We start from the raw sequence: 19,089 nt of genomic DNA, 5'->3' as shown, positions 1-19,089 counted from the left end.
CCCTCGACGCAGGCATTCAGCTCTCGACTACCAAGCCCCGAACGATGTCCACTACAGTTACCGGCAGCACGACAACGCGGCCTGAATTTAACCATCTCCAGTGTCCGAAATCCCCGCGGCAGATCAGGTGCAGATCGGGGCGCATCAGTGTTTTCCACACGAAGGACACCGGCGGAGACAACACCGCAGTCCTGCTCGCGAGAATTAACATTGGTCAAACCTACGCAGCGGATGCGCGTTCGCGCCATCGCTCAGGCAATGTTCAGGTGCAGAAGCGCACAAACACACATGATGTCGGAGGAGTGTCAGTTCCCGGGTGCACTCGGAACAGCTGGAGGAGCCGGGTCGCTCACGCGGAGGGCCCGGATCGTGGCGATATCGACCAGCTGTTCCACCGTCAGCACCTGGTCGGCGTATGCATCGATCCGGCTTCCATCCGTATATAAGACAACTCGGCGTCGGGTCTCTCCTGCCAAGGTGTCGACGACGGTCCCATCGTCGAGAGTGCGCCGTTCGTCGACGAAGCCCGCGAAGCACGGGCCTGGGGGTTCATCGGACTGCCGCACGGAGACCGTCAGGTCTCCCCGCTCCCCGCCCAGCGATACCGTTCCGCTCGCGGTGGCGTTGGCGATCTGCCCGAAGTGCAGCGGCGTCGAAAATGGGTCGTCTTCGACTGTCGTCCCGGCCGGTAACGCCTCGACCAAGGCACGTGACATAGCTGCTGCTTTGGCATCCGAGAACCATGAGTGGTCGGGATCGTCGTAGGAACCGCTTTGGGCGTACGCGAAGTTGACTCGATGTGTCTCGTCGGGCTGAACCACCTCGTCACAGCCAGGGATCGCGACTGCGTCGGATTGTGGGTCGTTGAGTAGACCTGCTACGACGGTGCCGACTGCGACGATCGAGACGATCACTGCCGCCGTCGACCACGCTGATCTGCGAGGATGCGCGGCAGCGGCTTTCATACGTTCCTGTCGTGTCGAAGAATATGCCAGAGCAGCGCGGGTGTGCTGCGGCGCGAAAGGCGTTGGTGTCAGCTCTCGTTCAGGGCTGCAGCGAACGTACGAACTCGGTCGGTGATGTCGTCACGGACCAGACGCATTCGTTCGATTCCCTCAATTCCGCGTTCCGAAGGCTCATCGGTGTCCCAGTTGTCGAAGATCGGCCCGGCGACGGGTTCGATCTTCGCTTCGCGGCCGAGGGTGATCACGTGATCCATGCGTGCGAGCAGATCTGGGTCGATTGCCTTGGGCCGCTCACCGGTCAGGTCGATACCAACTTCGAGCAATGACTGCGCGGACATCGGGTTGACGGAGCTGCCGGGTGAAGTTCCCGCCGAATGAACCTCGACGGTATCTCCGGCGATAGCGCGGAGCAGTCCTGCTGCCATCTGGGACTTGCCGCCGTTCTTGACGCAGACGAACAGCACGCTGGGTTTGGTCATCGGCCGACCCCTTGCTGAATGGCATGTGCTGCGAACCGCTTGCGAAGGGCGAGTGAGACATACACGAGCGCGACGAGGACGGGCACCTCGATCAGCGGCCCGACGACACCGGCGAGTGCTTGTCCCGACGTCGCACCGTAGGTGGCTATCGCGACAGCGATCGCGAGTTCGAAGTTGTTGCCGGCTGCCGTGAATGCCAATGTCGTGGTGCGCTCGTATCCCAGTCCGAGCGCCGCGCCGAAGGCGAAGCCGCCGCCCCACATCACCGCGAAGTAGACCAAGAGAGGGAGCGCGATGCGGACGACGTCCCACGGCTGACCGATGATCCGATCACCCTGCAGCGCAAAGAGAATGACGATGGTGAACAGTAGGCCGTATAGCGCCCACGGTCCGATTCGCGGAATGAATTCTTCTTCGTACCAGTCTCGTCCCTTGGTTTTCTCGCCGAAGAATCGTGACAGGAAGCCGGCGACGAGGGGAATTCCGAGGAAGATCAGAACGGATTTCGCGATCTGCCAGGGTGACGCCGAGATGGTGGTCTGCTCGAGGCCGAGCCACCCTGGGAGCACCGACAGGTAGAACCAGCCGAGCACGGCGAACATGACGACCTGGAACACCGAGTTGATCGCGACGAGTACCGCGGCGGCTTCGCGGTCGCCGCAGGCGAGGTCGTTCCAGATGATGACCATCGCAATGCAGCGGGCGAGTCCAACGATGATGAGCCCGGTCCGGTATTCCGGTAGGTCGGGAAGAAACAGCCAGGCCAATGCGAACATCAAGGCAGGCCCGATGATCCAGTTCAGCACCAGCGATCCTGCGAGTAGTCGCTTGTCGCCGGTGACGGTGCCGAGGTGGTCGTAGCGGACCTTCGCCAGTACCGGGTACATCATGATCAGCAGGCCGATGGCAATCGGGAGCGATACCCCGTCGATCGAGATCGCCGACAAAGCAGTGTCGAGGCCGGGGACCGCGCGGCCGAGCAGCAGGCCGGTGAGCATGGCGACCCCGATCCACACCGGTAGGAAACGGTCCAGAGTGGAGAGCTTGCCGACCACCGCTGGGGATCTGGGCGCGCTCATGCGTTCGCCAATGGCACAGGTGCGGACGGATTTGTTGCCGCGAGCAGGGAGGACAATTGCTGCAGTGCGGAAGGGACGACCCAGTAGTAGACCCAGGTTCCGCGCCGCTCAGAATCGAGTAGCCCTGCATCCCGGAGCACTTTCAGATGATGCGAGATGGTCGGTTGCGACACGTCGAAGGTGGGGGAGATGTCGCAGACGCATGCTTCTCCGCCTTCGTGGCTGGCTACCAGGCTGAGCAGTCTCAGTCGCACGGGGTCGCCGAGAGCTTTGAACATGCGGGCCAAGTCGCCGGACCGATCGGCGGACAAGGGCTCGTGCACCAGGGGCGTGCAGCACGGTCGGTTCGACGCGTCGGTAGCCGTGATCGCTTCTTTTGACATGGTCCTATATTGACAATTGTCGAATCAGAGGTCAAGTCGGCCGTCTCTTTCGTCCGCTGAGCTACTATCTGCGTATGAATGCAGATAGCGGAGGGTGTCGGCGTCGGTTGCTCGACGACGAGGTCGGGTTGGTTGTCGAGGTGTTTCGAATGCTTGCCGACGCAACACGGGTGCAGATCCTCTGGGCGTTGGTCGATCGTGAGTTGTCGGTCAACGATCTCGCTGACCAGGTCGGTAAGCCTGCGCCTTCGGTGTCCCAGCATTTGTCGAAATTACGAATGGCGCGTTTGGTCCGCACGCGAAGGGAGGGCACCCAGGTGATCTACCGACTGGAGAACGAGCACGTGCAGCAGTTGGTCACCGATGCTGTGTTCAACGCCGAGCACGCGGGACCGGGCATTCCGGGCCACCACCGCGCGACGGCAGGTCTGCGCGAGCTGCACCCAGCCAGCAGGCCTGACTCGGACAAGGATGCAGACGTCGACCGCGCCGCGGGGAGGGAGGGACGATGACGCACACTCCCAAGGCCGTCGGAGTCGCCGAGGACGACCATGCGCACGGGCACGGGCACGGGCACGGGCACGGACACGGCCACACGCATGGCGGGGCTATCCGTTCCGCGGTGCGCGAGGTCTTCGCCCCGCACAGCCACGATGCCGCCGACAGCATCGACGACGTACTCGAATCCAGCAAAATCGGTATCCGCGCAGTCAAGATAAGTCTGATTGCGTTGGGAGTGACCGCTATTGCGCAGTTGGCCATCTTTGCTGTATCCGGATCGGTGGCTCTGCTCGCGGATACCATTCACAACTTTTCCGATGCGTTGACGGCGATCCCGTTGTGGATCGCGTTCGCTCTGGGACGCCGTGCCGCGACGCGCCGCTACACCTACGGCTACGGCCGCGCCGAAGACCTCGCCGGCCTGTTCGTGGTCGCGATGATTGCGTTGTCCGCTGTGATCGCCGGTATCGAAGCCGTCCGGCGTCTGATAGACCCTGTCCCTATCGACCACCTCGGTTGGGTGGCCTCTGCCGGTCTCGTCGGGTTCGTCGGCAATGAACTCGTCGCGCTTTATCGCATCCGGGTTGGGCGTCGGATCGGGTCGGCGGCATTGATTGCCGATGGGTTGCATGCCCGTACCGATGGGTTCACTTCTTTGGCGGTGATGATCGGCGCAGGCGGTGTGGCGCTGGGCTTTCCGCTGGCCGACCCGATCGTGGGTCTGATCATCACCGCTGCGATCCTCGCGGTGCTTCGCTCGGCGGCGCGCGATGTCTTCCGGAGGTTGATGGATGGCGTCGAACCAGATTTTGTCGAGGCCGCCGAGGATGCGTTGGCAGCGGAAGAGGGCGTTCTTGCGGTGCGCAGTATCAAGATGCGGTGGATCGGACACCGGTTGCATGCCGACGCCGAACTCGACATCGACCCCTCGACCAGTCTCGCTGACGCGCATCAGCTGGCTCATCGCGCCGAACACAGCTTGACTCACGCCGTTCCGAAGCTGAGCACCGCGCTGATACACGCCTATCCCACCGGTGATCCCGAGGTCGATCCGCACACGTGAGGCGACCGCAGGGCCGCTGATCGACGTCGACGGCAAGAGGTGCCAGGACGGTTCTTCGCGTTCCATCGGAGAATGTAACGCGTGATACATTCCCATCTGTGACTGACGATGACGCCAACGCTCGGTGGATGGTGCTGCTGGTGAAGCTGCCCACGGAACCATCTCGACATCGGGTGGCTGTGTGGCGGGAGTTGCGCCGAGTGGGTGCTTTGTCGTTGGGGCAGGGAGTGTGGGCGGCACCGGACGTCCCGGTCTTTTCCGGCGGCATCGCGAGGGCGGTGAAGCTCACCGAGGGGGCCGGAGGCGAGTCGATTTTGTTGCACGCTTCAGGTGTCGGGGCGGGCGACGCCGCGCGTTTCGAGGCGATATTTACTGCCGCACGTGAAGAGGAGTGGGTGGAGTATCTGGCCGACTGCGGAAAGTACGACGCCGAGCTCGAACACGAGATTCGCATCGCCAAGTTCACCCTCGCCGAACTGGAGGAGGAAGAACAGAGCCTCGACCGCCTGCGCCGCTGGCACCGCGACGTGAAGTCGCGGGATGTGTTCGGTGCGCCGAGCGCCGAGGAGGCGACGCGACGGCTACAGCACTGCACCGAGGGTTTCGCGAACTACACCGAACTTGTCTTTGCCGCACTGCATTCCCCCGACAGCGCCGCGAATGGCATGCTGTGACGCGCTCTCCCGGCGAAAGCGCCACCCTGTCGGTCCGCCGGCAGATGTGGCCGTTGTATGCGGCAGGTTTCACCACGGCGTTCGGCGCACACGGTATCGCCGCGAACCTGGCCTCGGAGACCTCGGACATGCGCAGTTCGCTGCTGTATCTGGGTGTGCTGTTGGCCCTCTACGACGGCGCCGAAGTGGTGTTGAAACCGGTATTCGGATCTATCGCGGACCGGGTCGGCGCCCGTCCGGTGTTGATCGGCGGGTTGCTGGCTTTCGCGGTCGCTTCGGCGGTCTTCGTGGTGGTCGACGATCCGGGGTGGCTGTGGATGGCGCGGCTCGGACAGGGCGCGGGGGCGTCCGCGTTCTCTCCCGCGGCCAGCGTGCTCGTTGCGCGTCTCAATCCGAAAGCCAAGCGGGGCAGGGCATTCGGTAGCTATGGATTCTACAAGAGCATCGGGTACACCCTCGGGCCGCTGCTCGGCGGCGCCGTTGTGTGGGTCGGCGGGCTGATGTTGTTGTTTGCGGTCATGACGGCCCTTGCGGTGGTGGTCGCGGTGTGGGCGGTATGCGTCGTCCCGACGGTGTCTCCGCTGCCTCGTCCTCGGCAGACCCTTGTGGACTTGGGGCGTCGCCTCTCGGACCGGGCGTTTCTGCGGCCGACCGTAGCCCTCGCGGCCGCGACGGCGGCCCTGTCGGTGGGGGTGGGCTTTCTGCCTGTGTCCGGGGCTGCCGCTGGAATGGGACCGGTACTCACCGGCGCTGCTGTGTCGGTCCTCGCAGCGTGCGCGGCGTTGGTCCAGCCGCGAGCGGGACGGGCGCTGGACTCCGGGCGGCTCCATGCCCCGACTGGCATTGCAGCTGGACTTGTCATCACCTCGGTCGGGCTGGGATGCGCCATGGCACCAGGGCCAGCCGGTGTGGTGCTTGCCGCCATCGGAATCGGAATCGGCACCGGCTTGATCACCCCGCTCGCCTTCGCCACTTTGGCCGCATCCACTCCCGAGGAACGGATGGGGCAGACGATGGGCGCCGCGGAACTCGGCCGGGAGTTGGGTGACGCCGGCGGGCCACTGCTGGTCGCCGGAGCCGCCGCCGTGCTCACCCTCACCGCCGGGTACGCAGCCCTGGCTGTGCTGATTGCCGTCATCCCCATTGCTGCCGCCCGGGGTGGGCAGAGCTCGCCTCCGCTACCCGGCAGCAGATAGCCGACAATCGACGATGTCTGTTCGCACGCTCGACGGATCCGGAATCGACGGCTCCGGGTAATTCGACACACCGAATTCGCCGCAACGCACATGGCTGGATTCGGCCGCGTTCCCTGCTCGACAGGCTAGCCTGTTCACTTCCTGTCAAGCACGGTGTCATTCGCTGGTAACCCGGACCGGTCCGCGTGCGTTCGTGCGCCGAATGCCTTGTAGACGATTTCGAGCTGGATACAGCTCGCAACCATAGAAGGGTGGGCATAGAGCTATATGAGTGGAGATCGGACCCATCTCAGACTTGTCGGCGACGCCGCGGTGAACCACGCTGCGCCGACCATCGACGTGGCGGGTGGTGCACGCATGGTCACTGTGCATGTCCAGAACGTCGGGCCAGGTCAGGTGTGCGAAATACTGCACAACGGCGTGTTCTCGATCAGCCACCGCGTCGTGGTGGCCGATAACGAAACAAGCGTGACCATTATCTCGTTCGCGCTTCGACGCGGAAACTATGAGGTGTCGCTGCGAGTCGACGGCGAATTGGTGCCGACGACGGGGACGCAGACAGTGTTCGTGGGTCCGCAAGCCGGGGACCGACTCGCAAAATCGTCGTGCGGGATGCCGCGGTCTCGTCATCCGCGTTCGACCACCCAATCGGTGAACGCGAGAAGTGCGATCCCGCTGCACTCGTGAGATCTGCTCGTTGACCGGGTCTCTGCGCGAGGGATGCGGGGTCGGTCCTGCCCGATTGCTCAGTTGGAGTGGGCGGGTTGCGGCGATGTTTTGAACCTTCGGAAATGGGTCCAGAAAATCTGTAGCGCCGGCAGTAGACATACGCCGAAGGTTGTTGTAGATTCTGTTTCAGCAACAGATGAGTGAAGAGATGGCGGGAGAGAACGAACTACCCGCAAGCAGTAGTGCAGGGCAACCGGGGCTGCAGTGTGATGGTGTAGATGATGGAACAGGCCCCGGGGATCTGAAGTGAGGAACGTCCGGACGTGCTGTCGGTCCGGACCTGTAGAAGATTGCAGTTGAGAAGTTCATCAACCCATTGGCCCCCGGCGCTCACCGCGCCGGGGGCCCCGTCTTCTCGTAAGTGAAAGAGAGACAACGTAATTCCGACAGTGCCACCGTTCGGTGATCCCTCCAGCAAATTCGACGATGAAGACTACCCGGCGTACAGCATGGGACATGCCGCCGAGATGGTCGGCGTCACGCAGGCGTTTCTCCGCAGTCTCGATGCCGCGAAACTCCTCACCCCGCAACGGTCCGAGGGTGGACACCGCCGCTATTCTCGCTACCAACTCCGTATCGCCGCCCGCGCACAGGAACTCGTCTCCGGGGGAACAGCTCTCGATGCAGCGTGTCGCATCATCATCCTCGAAGATCAACTCGCCGACGCGCTGCGCATGAACACTGAACTTCGCCACACGCACGAACAGGGATAGCGCCCACGATCTGGCCTCACCCCCACGTTGTTTTCGGCGCTTGTAGCCGGGTGTTCGGCCCGCGATGCGGAGATTGTTGCCGTGGCCTTCACCGGAAAGACGTGCGCGCCCCGACATCCCCGACGTCGCGTTGGCACGTCGGGACGCAACTGTCACGCTAGCTGTCGGCGGTGGCAGCGTCGCCCGTTTCGGGCAGCCCGTGGTCGGCTCGGAGCATGTTCGTTGGGCACGTGTCCGGAGGTGCGTGCTTCACACGACCACACGGCTATGTCCGGCGGAAGCGCCTCCAGGGGCTTTGTGATGCGTGTTGCTGACTTCAAGTAACGGCAGTAAGATGCTGTTAATATGCGTTAGCAACGGGGTAAGTGAGGACGGCTGTGGATGAGTTCGATGAGCTGCTCAGGGACCGATTCGATCTGAAGCGGGCGGATTTGATCTCCGCGTTGCGTGCCCTATACCCGCAGCGGCCGGGTTCGGCTCGGCTGACCGCCGCCGAGGCGCACCTCCTCGATTCATTTGGCCTGACGGAGGATCCCGAGTCCTACGTCGAGAACGCCGCCGACGTGATCGCCCATATGGGGCGGCTCTACAACACGGCCTACTCGCCCGCGGCAGTGGCGAAAGGTCTGAAGGTCAGCGATTCCCGATTGAGACAGCGGCGCATCAATCACACATTGTGGGCAATCGACGACGGTGGCAAATGGGTCTACCCGGCAATCCAGTTCGAACTCGTCGAGCGTCGAGAGGATGAATTGGACGCGCCTGCACTCAAGCATGTCCGAGGCCTCGATCAGGTGCTCCCAACTGTGTTGAGTCGAAAGCTGCACCCCACCGCGGTTGCCGGTTTTCTCGCGACACCGCAGCCGGAGTTGGTAGTCGATGAGCGACCGAGATCGGTCATCGAATGGCTGTTGTGCGGCGAACCAGTCGGCCCGGTGCTGCATCTCGTCGAGGTCAGTGAATGGGCAGGTTCGTGAGGGCACAGTCGAACCCGATGCTGCCGGACCCGCCCTCGCCGCAACAGCTGCGTGAGCTGGGAATTCAGGACAACGAACTGCGTTCCATCAGCAGTGAAGAGGTGTGGTGGCGGGTCCATAAGACCGGCGGTGACCACGTGCTGGCCTGGAATGAGCTGAGAACTTACGGGCCGTTGTTGCGCTTCGACCCGCACGCCTTGCCTTGTGGTGACGACCCTATGGGCCGCAGCGTCTGGTACGGGGCATCGACCCCGGATGTAGCGTTGGCCGAAGCGTTTCAGGTCGATCGCACGATCGATCGAGAGTGCGATGGTCCATACCTGACCGGTCTTTCGTTCACTCGATCCATTACCGTCCTCGACGTTGCCACCGACAGCGTCGGCGCGTGGGCCACTCGCGTCGGTGGGAACTTTGCAATGTCGACAGGACAGCATGCAGTTACTCAGCACTGGGCACGCCGGATCGTCGAGGCATTCCCAGATCTCGGTGGGCTGCGATACAACAGCCGGTTCGCAGGGGGGCCGTGCCTGGCACTGTTCACACCCGCAGGTGCTTCAATGCCCGTCCGGCCAGTGCTCTCACTTCCGCTGACTCACCCCGACCTTTCGAGCCGCATCACCGGTGCGGCCAAACGAGTCGGTTACGTGGTGGTCTGACGTCGGGAGAACGCTTCGTCGACCAGTTCACCGCGAACGAAAAGAAGCCGATGGCGTCGCGACCATCGACTGCGGATCCACGTGCGAGACCACTTGCCGATGTGTCGGCGCCGAACGAGGGTCGGTTCCGATGACGTTCGAGTGCAACATAATTCGACGGCACCTGCAACAGTGTGCGCAACTGTTATCTTTGGGTGTGAGTGTCACGAAGGACAACATGCCCGCCCGCCGATGCGCGCAACTCGTCGGCCTCGTGGGCATCGGCGTCGGTGTTGTCTGTCTGGCTGCGATGTACACCACCGCGCCGATCAATCCCTTGATCGCAATTGCCTCGTTCGTTCCACTACTGCTCGTCGCAACGTGCGTCGGCTTGATCGTCTCCCTCATTTTCCGTCGCTGGGTACTCCTCGCAGGGTGTGTGGTGATTCTCGCGGTGGCAACAGCGGTGGTTGCGCCGTTGTACGTCGCCAACGGTGACACCACCGATGGTCCCTCGTTGAAAGTCATGCAGGCCAATCTGTTGTTCGGTGAGGCCGATCCCGCAGCGTTGGTCGACTCTGCACGTGATCAGGCCGTCGATGTGCTCACGGTCCAAGAGTTGACCGTCGCCCTCTCAGGGGCCCTCGAGGAGCATGGTCTCGAGCAACTGTTGCCCTATCAATACTTGATACCCGATGTCAGTGGTGGTGGTGGGGCTGGCATCTACAGCCGGTATCCGTTGTCCGACGCGTACGAGCTGGGAGGCTTCGGGCCAACCAATCTTGTTGCAACCGTTGGCTTCACGACGCCGTTTACCCTCGTCGCCGTCCACCCGGGTCCGGCTTACGTCACCCCGCCCGAAATCTGGACTACCGAGCTTGGAAACCTGCAGCGCGAGCTTGTCGGCATCGCTGCCACGGGTGCCCCCGTCGTCGTGAGTGGCGATTTCAATACCACGTATCTTCACAAGCAGTTTCGCGAAATTCTGGCAGCCGGGTACACCGATGCTGCCGATCAACTTGGTGCCGGCATCGTGCCGACGTATCCAGCAAATAAGGACTATCCCGCAATCGTCGGGATCGACCACGTACTCCTTCGAAACGCATCTGCGCTTTCGCTGACGCGCCTCGAGATAGATGGCTCCGACCACTATGGTTTGGTCGTCGACGTTGCAATCGAGTCGAAATAGTCGACTTTAGTTGGGACCGGGTCGCTCACGCGGAGGGAGCGTCGTAACCGCGGCATCACCTGGCGCTGCGTTCGATGGCATCGAGTAGAGCTTGTGGCGCTACAAGCGGGACGTAACCGTCGGCTAAAACTCGACGACACCCGTCCAGCTCGACGTGGATCTCGACGGGCATCCAATCGGTCGAGATCGAACCGGCGGATGATGTTGTAGCGATAGATGTGGCTTGCTCGGTGCACGGCCCCGCTGGTTGCAGATCAGGAAGCGCACCACTGAAATCCGGACTTGAAGCGACGTCGTTGACGTCGGCGCCGAGAAATTTTGGGTCGGGACCGGATGTGTCGAAACGGCAGAATCCAGACGGGAACCAGGGGAGATCGAGAAGGGAGTGCGGGCCCGGGGTGGGTGGCTTCATGACTGACAAGCAGGAGAAGAATAGAGAAATGCCGGCGACGTCGATGCGTAGTCGATGCTCGGCAGAATCAATTTCGGCAAGTTCGAGAACTTCGTGCAGTCCGCGAGTGCTGTCGAATCCGCAGTCGCTGAGCGGGTACGACGGTTCCATAGCCTGCCCGTGCGCGTCGACGAGCCACATATCGGTCAGCGGAGCACCGCTGTAAGACGCACACCCCGCGTCGAAAATCGGGGTTCGTGCCGACGGCGCGTTGAACTCCTCGATCGCCGATTCGAAGTTTCCTGCGTAGTGGCGCTCGAAATAGGTCACCGTTCCGTCTGCTTCGACGTGAGGTCCCAGGTTGACGTCACAGACCACGGCCTCGACAGGCTCGAAGGAGTCGGGGACTGTGCCGCGTAGAGGTCGCGCAGGACCGGGAAACGTGAGAGGTACGGCCGCCAAGAATCCCCCGACGTCCTGTGGCAACGCGCAGACGAACGCGTCCACCGCGCCGATGGCGGCCACGTCTCGGGGCTTCGGGGTGCTCAGAATTCCGTAAGTAGCGAGGGCGATCAACACCACCACGAATGCGGTCAGACCCGTACGTCGTCCGATCACTCTCGAAAGGCCATGCTCACGGCGTCACGGAGATAGCGCGATATCGGTATCCGTCCTGATTTCCGCCCGGGTACTTCGCTCCAAGGTCCTCGAATTCGAGATCGACCTGCTGCCCGATCGTCAAAGACCGGAAACCAGAGCCGATGACGTCCGAGTAGTGCACCCAGCAACCGCCGGGGGTTCGGTCCGAGCCCACCACACCCCAGCCCTGCTCCGCGTTCCAGACTTCGACGGATCCGCGTACGTGCTCGCCGGTTACCCGGGCTGTAGGTTTGCCCGACATCGGCGGCACTGGAACTTCACGCCGACCACCATCGGCATCGGTCTGGAACATCCTCAGCACGATGCCAGGACTCTTGTTCTTCTTGCTGCTCACCGCCGCACCACCCAATCGAATTGATGATCTACGAACTAGCACAACCATATTCGATCGGGGACCGCGCGCCCGCCTACGGTGCTACCAGGCAAATTGGGCCCAGAGGGGTCGCGGGGTTGACGGTGACGGTTTCGATCGGTCCGCCGGCCGAAGTCTGGTATGCCATCAGCGAGTGTTCGCCGGGAGTCGTAGGTGTCCACAGCGTGACTTTGTGTCCGAGTACGACAGGCGAGCTCCAATACGGATCGGACTGCCACATGAATTCCTCGATCGGCATCACCGAGTTGTAGCCGAATGCTGCGATGTCGGTCCGCGGCTCGGACAACTGTTCCGTGCGCGCGACCGCAACGTAGGTGCAGCCGACCCCGAACGGAGTCGTCGGTCCGAAGCTCAGTCCGGGCAGAACATCGAGGTCGACGACTTCGGCAGACGCGGCAGGGGCCGCGATAACGGTGACGGCGGCGCACGCGGCCACGGCAGCGGAGAGGCGGGCAAGCCGCGACAAGTTCATTCCACTTGGTCGGTTCGAGGATGCTGCGTGTTACGCGGCGTCGGAGGCGCCCTCATTTGTTGGCGGAATCCGTGCGTCTCGAGTCGCGGTGAGACTCGGCGCCGATAGACTGCGGCGGGTGACTTCAACTGCTGTTCGACGCGTACTCGGGCCTGTCACCATCGCTCTCGGTGCATTCGTGGCCGCGTTGGCCTTGACGACGATGGCTTCGCGCTACGACGCCCTCTACGCGGACGACGCCGGCCTCCATCTTTTTTACTCCAGCGCCACGTCTGCATCCGCGCTCGGTTCGATTGTGGCCGTGATCATCGCGGCTACCGTCGGGAAGCCGAGAAATGCTTTCATTGCAATAGGATTCGGGATCGTTCTGCTGCCCGTTGCGATATTGGTGGACACGCCGGTCGATTTACATCTGGGTGGGTTGGCGGCTGGGCTGATTCTCGGCAGTTGCGCAGCGCTGACGGGCACGCGTGACCGCCGCATCTTGCAGTGCGCTCTCGTGATCGGTGTGGTGTCCGCCTTTGCGGCGGCAGGGCCGCTGGAGAGCAATCGAATTCGATACAGCGACTACTCGGCGCAGACTCCTCAGGTCTATTTACTTGTCCTTCTGGGTGTCTATGCGGCCTTGTTCGTGCTCTCGGGGTCGATGTCGACATTCGACGCGTCGCCGGCTAGAACGCAGGGAACCAGTCGAGTGTTGTTGGTGGGTATCGTGATTCCTGTCGCCGGGCTGGTGCTGTATTTGCCTTTCGTTCGGTCGGTAGCATCACTTGGGTCCGGCGGGGCGATGCAGAGTCGATGGCTGCTCGGTCTCGCTGTGGTTCCGCTGCTCGTCGGTGCTGCCTTTGCGCTCCCTGCTGTATCGGGCACCGTCGTTCTGGCTGCTCTGGCATACCTCGCCACTGCGACGGGTTCGTTCGAGACGTCGACTGCGATTGTCTTCGTCGCCCTGTTGTTGGCCGGAACGGCTGTCGGGTGGCGATGGCCTTTTCCCTTGACGGGGATGGGGATTCTCGTGGTGGTTGCTGCCGCTGCGCTGTTCGCCGATACGCCGCTGGAAATGATCGACACGATCGCAAAGACAGTCTTGCTGCCGTTCGCAACCGGGTTGGTCTTCGCCTCGTTGGTGCCGACGACCTCCCCTGCCCTGACGATCGCGGTGACGGCTCCGATCGCGGTGTCGGTCCCCATCGTCGCTGAATTCGGGTGGACGGCCTACACCCCGCTGACGAGCATCGAACGCACGTTCTCGCCGAGCGCATGGGAGTGGACGTCGACAGCGGTCTCGGTGCTGTCAGTACTCGCCGCGGGTATCGGACTTGCTGTGCTGCAACGGCATCGAATTTCTGAACCGCAGGATTCTGGGCGCGCCTAGTCGCCCTGGCCGTCCGCCAGCGCACCATCGCAGACAAACGCGCCAAGCCTGGCTTCACTTGTCCGTTGGACACGTGTCCGGAGCATGTCTGCGATGGTGCTCTCGCCTCGTCGTAGAGTGCTTCTATCAATATTGCAACGCACTACGGCGATTTAATGCGAACTCCTAAGAGGGATTGAACCGTAAGCGACAATGCCTCCCCGGATGAAGCGTGCATCTGCGCGGTCTCTCCTTGTCACCTCCAGAAGCAGAGAGGAACATGAACGTCATGCCTGTCTCTGAACTTCTCCGTCTCGGCACCGCCCGCCCGATCGTCCGTTGGGGCACCTCAGTTCTTCACACTCCAGCTCGACCGGTAACCGATTTCGGCAGCGAACTCCAGCAACTGTTGGCCGACATGTTCGCAACGAACACAGCCGCTGACGGCGCGGGTCTAGCCGGCCAGCAAGTCGGCGTAGATCTCGCGGTATTCATCTATGACTGCAGCGACGAGACCGGGCGACCGCGCACCGGCGTCGTCTGCAACCCGGTCGTCGAACTGCCGGAAGGAAATGATCGGCGACTCATCGACTTTGGGGAAGGGTGCCTGTCACTACCCGGCGCATACGCCGATCTCGCACGACCCGAGTCCTCAACCTGCCGCGGCCAGGACCAGTACGGCGACCCGATCGAACTCACCGCCGGCGGCACCCTCGGCCGCTGTTTTCAACACGAGACTGATCACATCAATGGGATAGTGTTCGGCGATCGACTGCCAACGCGTAAACGCAAGCAGCTCTACCGCGACCATGAGGCGGTCTCCGACCGCTACCGAACAAATTGGCCAGCGGGATAAGACCGTCAGTTGCCAACGCCACCGCGTATCCGTCGACAACCCACTGCAGTCCGGCTGGGTCGGTGCCTAGGCCGTCGCCGATGTGTGGCAATGCGACGTTGACGATGGTGACGTCCAGTTGGACGAGAAACATGCCTGCGCACATCGTCGCCAACACAACGAATCGGCGGCGACCAGCATGTTCTGTCGAACTATTCACTCGTCCAGATAGTTGCGCCTGTGATGCACTGCGATGTGTGGTGGACATGTACAGGAGCTTGGCCGCGAATTACTTCACCGCACGATGAAGGATTGGCGGTGCAAACTGGGGACCATGACGAAATCGGAGGCATCGCCGAGCATCGCAACACCTGATCGGTACGGCGATGCCGATATCGCCTCCGTCGCGGCGTTGATCGCCGATCCGGCGCGCGGTCGGATTCTGATGGCCCTCGCCGACGGCCGGGCATTGCCTGCGAGCGTCCTGGCGGCCGAAGCAGGGATCAGTGCGCAGTCCGCGTCGGGGCATCTGAAAAAACTTTTGGTGGGCAATCTGCTTCGCGTTGCGGCAACAGGACGTCACCGCTACTACACCCTCGCCGGGCCGGACATCGCGTCCGTGTTGGAGTCGCTGGCGTCGATCGCTGAGCCGTATCAAATCACCAGCCTGCGGCAGGGCACTCGCGCTCACGCTCTCCGGCGAGGCCGAACGTGTTACGACCACATCGCAGGCAAACTCGGGGTGGCCCTCACCGAGGGGTTGCTCGACACCGGAGCCATTGTTCGGACAGACGGCAATTCTGGGGCCGGCCGGGCAGGGACTGATCCACTCTCTGGCGGAACACCCGACGGCCGATACGAACTCGGGCCACAAGCATCGGAAGTGTTCGGCGACATCGGTATCGACATCGAACTGGTGCAACAGAATCGGGGCCGCAGGGCTCTGATCCGCGCGTGCGTTGATTGGACCGAGCAACGTCACCACATCGCAGGAGCGCTCGGCGCCGAAATATGTCGGACACTCGTCGCTGCCGAATGGGTCACCCGCAGACCACGTGAACGCTCGGTTTCGTTGACTCCGCGAGGTCAGCAAGCGCTTGCAATTCGGCTGAATCTGCCTGATGCAGGATCGAGCGACAGTAGGTGAGGGGCGGGCGGGCCGTACTCGAACGGTGGCGGTCGCGATGCCACCACTGAGAATCGCATCAATTGTCCAAACCAAAGGCAGCAGTCGAGACGACGGCAGTACTAGGTCCTCAATGATGTGTCGGTGCCGACCGGGGCGGCGTGTGCGGGCATCGACGGCGATTGTCGGTCGCCAGTAAGGTCGAAGCATGGCGGTGCGAGCGGGTGTTGTGGTCACGGGAACAGAAGTGCTGGCTGGACGGGTCTCCGACCAGAACGGCCCCTGGGTGGCTGGGCGACTCCTCGAGATGGGAGTCGACGTTGCACACATCACTGTGTGCGGCGACCGACCGGATGACATGACTGCGCAACTTCGGTTCCTTGCGGATCAGCGCGTCGACCTGATTGTTACTACCGGAGGCTTGGGTCCGACCGCTGACGACCTCACCGTCGCGACCGTCGCCGCCCTGTATGGCCGCGATCTGCACCTCGACGTCGAACTCGAGCAACGCATCGACGCGATTGTGCAGCGCTGGCGAAGCCGGATGAGTACCGCGACCGACTCCGAGCCGCTGCGGGCGGGCATTCGCAAGCAGGCGCTGGTCCCGGAAGGCGCGCAATCTATTTCGCCGACCGGAACCGCCCCTGGTGTCGCGATCCCGGCCAATGACTCCGGAACGCTCCCTGCCGTCCTGATATTGCCGGGCCCGCCCAGGGAATTACAGGAGATGTGGCCGGAGGCACTCCAAAGCGGGCCCGTCGCTGAGGTTTTGGCGCGACGCGTGAAGATCCGTCAGGACACCATCCGCGCATACGGCCTGTCCGAAGCCGACCTCGCCGCAACGTTGCGGACGGCTGAGCGGGAGGTTTCGGGGTTCGGCGATCTCGAGATCACCACCTGCCTGCGGCTCGGAGAACTCGAAATGGTGACCCGCTATGCCGAATCGTCGGCAGCCGCATACAAGGACCTTTCGGTGCAGATGGAGAAACATCATGGGCGACAGATGTTTTCAACCGACGGGTCCACCATCGACGACATCGTTGCGACCCGATTGGCCGGCCACCGGATCGCAACCGCGGAATCGTGCACGGGCGGCATGATCGCCGCACGTCTCACCGACCGAGCCGGATCGTCGGCGTATGTCATCGGTGCGGTGGTGTCTTACGCGAACGAGGCGAAAACGGGCCTTCTCGACGTCCCCGCTGCGATGATCGAAGAACATGGTGCCGTCAGTGAGCAAGTGGCGGCCCGGATGGCCGAGGGCGCATTGAGCCGAGTGGGCGTCGATATCGCAGTTTCGACCAGTGGTATCGCAGGACCTGGTGGCGGCACCGACCTCAAACCGGTGGGCACGGTCTGCTTCGCGATCGCCGTCGCCGACCGGCCGACCGTCACCCGCACACTTCGGCTCCCCGGCGACCGCGCAAGTGTGCGTGCGCTTTCCACCACTGCGGCAATGCATATGCTCGCCGATGCATTGGGAGCGGTTCCGGCTGACTGACAGCCCGCCATGTTCACGCGCGGTTCAACTAAGAGTCGGCGATATGGTTTCGTCGCCTTTTACTTCGAGGACGTTCGACGTACTGTGTGCGTCATGACTGACGGAAACGAAGTCGAGAACGCCCGCGGTGCTGCCCAAACGCGGCTGGAACGGGCAGTGGGGGATGGGCGGTTGACGCTCGAAGAATATTCCGAGCACGCCGCGGTTGTGTGGGCTCCGTCAGCCAAGAGATCGGAGCTCGACGCAATTGCGGTCGACACGATGGAACCCGTTCCGACGCCTGCTAAGTCGCAGTCGACCATCTTGTGCATCTTGAGCGATGTGAAGCGTGCAGGCCGGTGGGCCTTGGCCAAGTCGACGGTCGCGGTGTTGATTTTGGGGGACCTCAAACTGGACCTACGATCAGCCATCATCGGTGGCCACGATTCGACCGTCACCATCGTCTCGATCTTCGGCGACGCCACGTTGACCGTGCCTGACGGTGTCAACGTCGAGGTCGGCGGATTCGACATTCTCAGCGATCGGGAGATCGACACGGGTTCGGGAGATCCAGGCCCGCACGCGCCCACTATCAAGATCCGGTCCTTCTGCGTGTTCGGTGACCTCACCGTCAAATCGGGTGGTCGATGAGGTCGACAAGACAACCTGGGGTAGTGACTTTTCACTTTCTCTGGATGGGCGCAATGTCGTCGGCAATCGTGCGCATTTCGGCTGCCGGGCAGGCCGCGGGCTGACATGATCGAATCCCCGTCCGTCGAACATGTTTTCCGCAATCCCATTCGCGGGGACGATGATGCAGTACTCGGACGGGATATCGCGGCAGCCTGAGGCGCGGTGGGCGTCGGACGTAACCCCGATGTTCGACGGCTACGGTTTGGTCTCTGCATTGCCGTCCGTGGCCGATTCGTGGCTCGTGGACTGGGATGATCCGTTTTACCAGGATTATCGGTGGATCGCGATGCTCAACCCGATCGAACTCACCCGCTCACCACACGATCATTCGTCCACGACAACAGTCACGGAGCTGTCCGACGTGCAGGTGGTGGAGCATCACGGCCGACCGGCCTGGCAGGTGATCGCCCGCACCACGGACGAGTATGACGCCCGGTGCGAATGCTGTCCGCTGCTGAGCGGTTACTTCGACTACGCGGCCGATCATTGGGTTCCGGGGCCTCCGGTGACCGCACGCCTCGACGCCCAGACCGGCATCTGCGTCTACATCGGCCCGGCGACCGAAACTTCCACGAAGGACTGCGACCTCGATCTGACGATCCTCGCCGTCGACGCTCAGTTGGTCGACAGCCTGTTCGTACGCGGTCGCCGCTAGCTCGTCCAGGCGACGGCAAGCCAGCATCAGACATGTCAATCACAAGCGTGGAGATCGCTCACGGATGCTGAGTCGGCACGACCATGATATGGGCGACAGGATCCAAGGTGTATTTCAAGGAAAAAGTGAGGCTACAGCGCCCATGACTATGGTGCTCGCGGATAGTCCTCCAGTGCCGAAAGCTGCTGCAGTGACAATGCCGACAAGCATATCCTCTCGCGACGGTGTTGGAGGTTCGACGGTCTTTTTGACGAATTTGAACGGAATCGACAACATGACATCGATCCCTCCGCCGAAGGTCCGGGTGAGAACACCGAACGAGTTGTCGCCACATTTTTTTGGCTCTTCCGGAAATGGAGTGCAGGTGAGGGCGCGGTAAACCCGGCCGGTGGGGTCGTGTCGTTGCGGTGAGGCGGGCTCCCGGAGGCCGATGATGAGGGTTCTCACGCCAACTCGTCACGACCCAC

The 19,089-nt window shown here is 62.4% G+C and carries 23 protein-coding genes; 15 read left to right on the top strand and 8 right to left on the bottom strand.

The features are described 5' to 3' along the window. Positions 1-305 precede the first annotated feature (305 nt). The 4 genes from QMK17_RS25015 to QMK17_RS25000 all read right to left on the bottom strand — a co-directional run bounded on the left by QMK17_RS25015 (position 306) and on the right by QMK17_RS25000 (position 2,906). Positions 306-965: a hypothetical protein gene (locus QMK17_RS25015; RefSeq protein ID WP_283511994.1), complete on the bottom strand. Its 660-nt coding sequence runs from the start codon at positions 963-965 to the stop codon at positions 306-308. Between the two features lie 68 nt (positions 966-1,033). Continuing rightward, positions 1,034-1,444: an arsenate-mycothiol transferase ArsC gene (locus tag QMK17_RS25010; protein ID WP_283511993.1), complete on the bottom strand. Its 411-nt coding sequence runs from the start codon at positions 1,442-1,444 to the stop codon at positions 1,034-1,036. Continuing rightward, a complete protein-coding gene (gene arsB / locus QMK17_RS25005; RefSeq protein WP_283511992.1) occupies positions 1,441-2,523 on the bottom strand; it encodes an ACR3 family arsenite efflux transporter in 1,083 nt (360 codons plus the stop codon). The genes QMK17_RS25010 and arsB overlap by 4 nt, the downstream gene beginning before the upstream one ends. Continuing rightward, positions 2,520-2,906, bottom strand: coding sequence for an ArsR/SmtB family transcription factor (locus QMK17_RS25000; RefSeq protein ID WP_283511991.1), 387 nt, complete (start codon positions 2,904-2,906; stop codon positions 2,520-2,522). Before QMK17_RS25000 ends, arsB begins: the two co-directional genes overlap by 4 nt. 74 nt (positions 2,907-2,980) lie before the next feature. Between QMK17_RS25000 and QMK17_RS24995 the strand changes: the two genes are divergently transcribed. From QMK17_RS24995 to QMK17_RS24955, 9 genes are all read left to right on the top strand, one after another. Further along, positions 2,981-3,418 carry an ArsR/SmtB family transcription factor gene (locus QMK17_RS24995; RefSeq protein ID WP_283511990.1) on the top strand — a complete coding sequence of 146 codons (438 nt, stop codon included), beginning with the start codon at positions 2,981-2,983 and terminating at the stop codon, positions 3,416-3,418. Then, entirely contained in the window at positions 3,415-4,470 is a 1,056-nt protein-coding gene (locus QMK17_RS24990) for a cation diffusion facilitator family transporter (protein ID WP_283511989.1), read from the top strand. The genes QMK17_RS24995 and QMK17_RS24990 overlap by 4 nt, the downstream gene beginning before the upstream one ends. A 98-nt stretch (positions 4,471-4,568) precedes the next feature. Continuing rightward, positions 4,569-5,144: a Chromate resistance protein ChrB gene (locus tag QMK17_RS24985; RefSeq protein WP_336620188.1), complete on the top strand. Its 576-nt coding sequence runs from the start codon at positions 4,569-4,571 to the stop codon at positions 5,142-5,144. Between the two features lie 44 nt (positions 5,145-5,188). Beyond that, positions 5,189-6,340 (top strand): MFS transporter, encoded by a 1,152-nt coding sequence (locus QMK17_RS24980; protein WP_283511996.1) that lies wholly within the window; start codon positions 5,189-5,191, stop codon positions 6,338-6,340. Positions 6,341-6,607: 267 nt separating this feature from the next. Beyond that, entirely contained in the window at positions 6,608-7,027 is a 420-nt protein-coding gene (locus QMK17_RS24975) for a hypothetical protein (protein ID WP_283511988.1), read from the top strand. Positions 7,028-7,518: 491 nt separating this feature from the next. After that, entirely contained in the window at positions 7,519-7,782 is a 264-nt protein-coding gene (locus tag QMK17_RS24970; RefSeq protein WP_283511995.1) for a MerR family transcriptional regulator, read from the top strand. 377 nt (positions 7,783-8,159) lie between these two features. Further along, positions 8,160-8,759 (top strand): DNA-binding protein, encoded by a 600-nt coding sequence (locus QMK17_RS24965; RefSeq protein WP_283511987.1) that lies wholly within the window; start codon positions 8,160-8,162, stop codon positions 8,757-8,759. Further along, the gene (locus tag QMK17_RS24960; RefSeq protein ID WP_283511986.1) at positions 8,744-9,415 is read left to right on the top strand and encodes an RES family NAD+ phosphorylase; all 672 of its coding nucleotides are present in this window, start codon (positions 8,744-8,746) and stop codon (positions 9,413-9,415) included. Before QMK17_RS24965 ends, QMK17_RS24960 begins: the two co-directional genes overlap by 16 nt. Before the next feature lie 196 nt (positions 9,416-9,611). Beyond that, the gene (locus QMK17_RS24955) at positions 9,612-10,583 is read left to right on the top strand and encodes an endonuclease/exonuclease/phosphatase family protein (RefSeq protein ID WP_283511985.1); all 972 of its coding nucleotides are present in this window, start codon (positions 9,612-9,614) and stop codon (positions 10,581-10,583) included. Between the two features lie 55 nt (positions 10,584-10,638). On the opposite strand, the gene QMK17_RS24950 is transcribed toward QMK17_RS24955, so the two are convergent. The 3 genes from QMK17_RS24950 to QMK17_RS24940 all read right to left on the bottom strand — a co-directional run bounded on the left by QMK17_RS24950 (position 10,639) and on the right by QMK17_RS24940 (position 12,479). After that, positions 10,639-11,592: a hypothetical protein gene (locus QMK17_RS24950; protein WP_283511984.1), complete on the bottom strand. Its 954-nt coding sequence runs from the start codon at positions 11,590-11,592 to the stop codon at positions 10,639-10,641. A gap of 16 nt (positions 11,593-11,608) precedes the next feature. Continuing rightward, on the bottom strand, positions 11,609-11,968 hold the full coding sequence (locus QMK17_RS24945) for a cold shock domain-containing protein (protein ID WP_283511983.1): 360 nt from the start codon (positions 11,966-11,968) through the stop codon (positions 11,609-11,611). Positions 11,969-12,041: 73 nt separating this feature from the next. Next, positions 12,042-12,479 carry a hypothetical protein gene (locus tag QMK17_RS24940; RefSeq protein WP_283511982.1) on the bottom strand — a complete coding sequence of 146 codons (438 nt, stop codon included), beginning with the start codon at positions 12,477-12,479 and terminating at the stop codon, positions 12,042-12,044. Between the two features lie 118 nt (positions 12,480-12,597). Between QMK17_RS24940 and QMK17_RS24935 the strand changes: the two genes are divergently transcribed. From QMK17_RS24935 to QMK17_RS24910, 6 genes are all read left to right on the top strand, one after another. Next, a complete protein-coding gene (locus QMK17_RS24935) occupies positions 12,598-13,854 on the top strand; it encodes a hypothetical protein (RefSeq protein WP_283511981.1) in 1,257 nt (418 codons plus the stop codon). 268 nt (positions 13,855-14,122) lie between these two features. Then, on the top strand, positions 14,123-14,689 hold the full coding sequence (def, locus tag QMK17_RS24930; protein ID WP_283511980.1) for a peptide deformylase: 567 nt from the start codon (positions 14,123-14,125) through the stop codon (positions 14,687-14,689). A 313-nt stretch (positions 14,690-15,002) separates the two neighbouring features. Continuing rightward, entirely contained in the window at positions 15,003-15,815 is an 813-nt protein-coding gene (locus tag QMK17_RS24925) for an ArsR/SmtB family transcription factor (RefSeq protein WP_283511979.1), read from the top strand. Positions 15,816-16,002: 187 nt separating this feature from the next. Beyond that, a complete protein-coding gene (locus tag QMK17_RS24920; protein ID WP_283511978.1) occupies positions 16,003-17,295 on the top strand; it encodes a competence/damage-inducible protein A in 1,293 nt (430 codons plus the stop codon). 93 nt (positions 17,296-17,388) lie between these two features. Then, positions 17,389-17,925 carry a DUF1707 SHOCT-like domain-containing protein gene (locus QMK17_RS24915; RefSeq protein WP_283511977.1) on the top strand — a complete coding sequence of 179 codons (537 nt, stop codon included), beginning with the start codon at positions 17,389-17,391 and terminating at the stop codon, positions 17,923-17,925. Positions 17,926-18,055: 130 nt separating this feature from the next. Next, complete coding sequence (locus QMK17_RS24910; RefSeq protein ID WP_283511976.1) at positions 18,056-18,622, top strand: hypothetical protein; 567 nt, start codon at positions 18,056-18,058, stop codon at positions 18,620-18,622. 114 nt (positions 18,623-18,736) lie between these two features. On the opposite strand, the gene QMK17_RS24905 is transcribed toward QMK17_RS24910, so the two are convergent. Continuing rightward, complete coding sequence (locus tag QMK17_RS24905) at positions 18,737-19,069, bottom strand: hypothetical protein (protein WP_283511975.1); 333 nt, start codon at positions 19,067-19,069, stop codon at positions 18,737-18,739. Between the last annotated feature and the right edge of the window lie 20 nt (positions 19,070-19,089).

Origin of the sequence: Rhodococcus sp. G-MC3 (assembly GCF_030063335.1) — a bacterium.
Lineage (GTDB): Bacteria > Actinomycetota > Actinomycetes > Mycobacteriales > Mycobacteriaceae > Rhodococcoides.
This window is presented reverse-complemented; position numbering and strand designations above follow the sequence as displayed.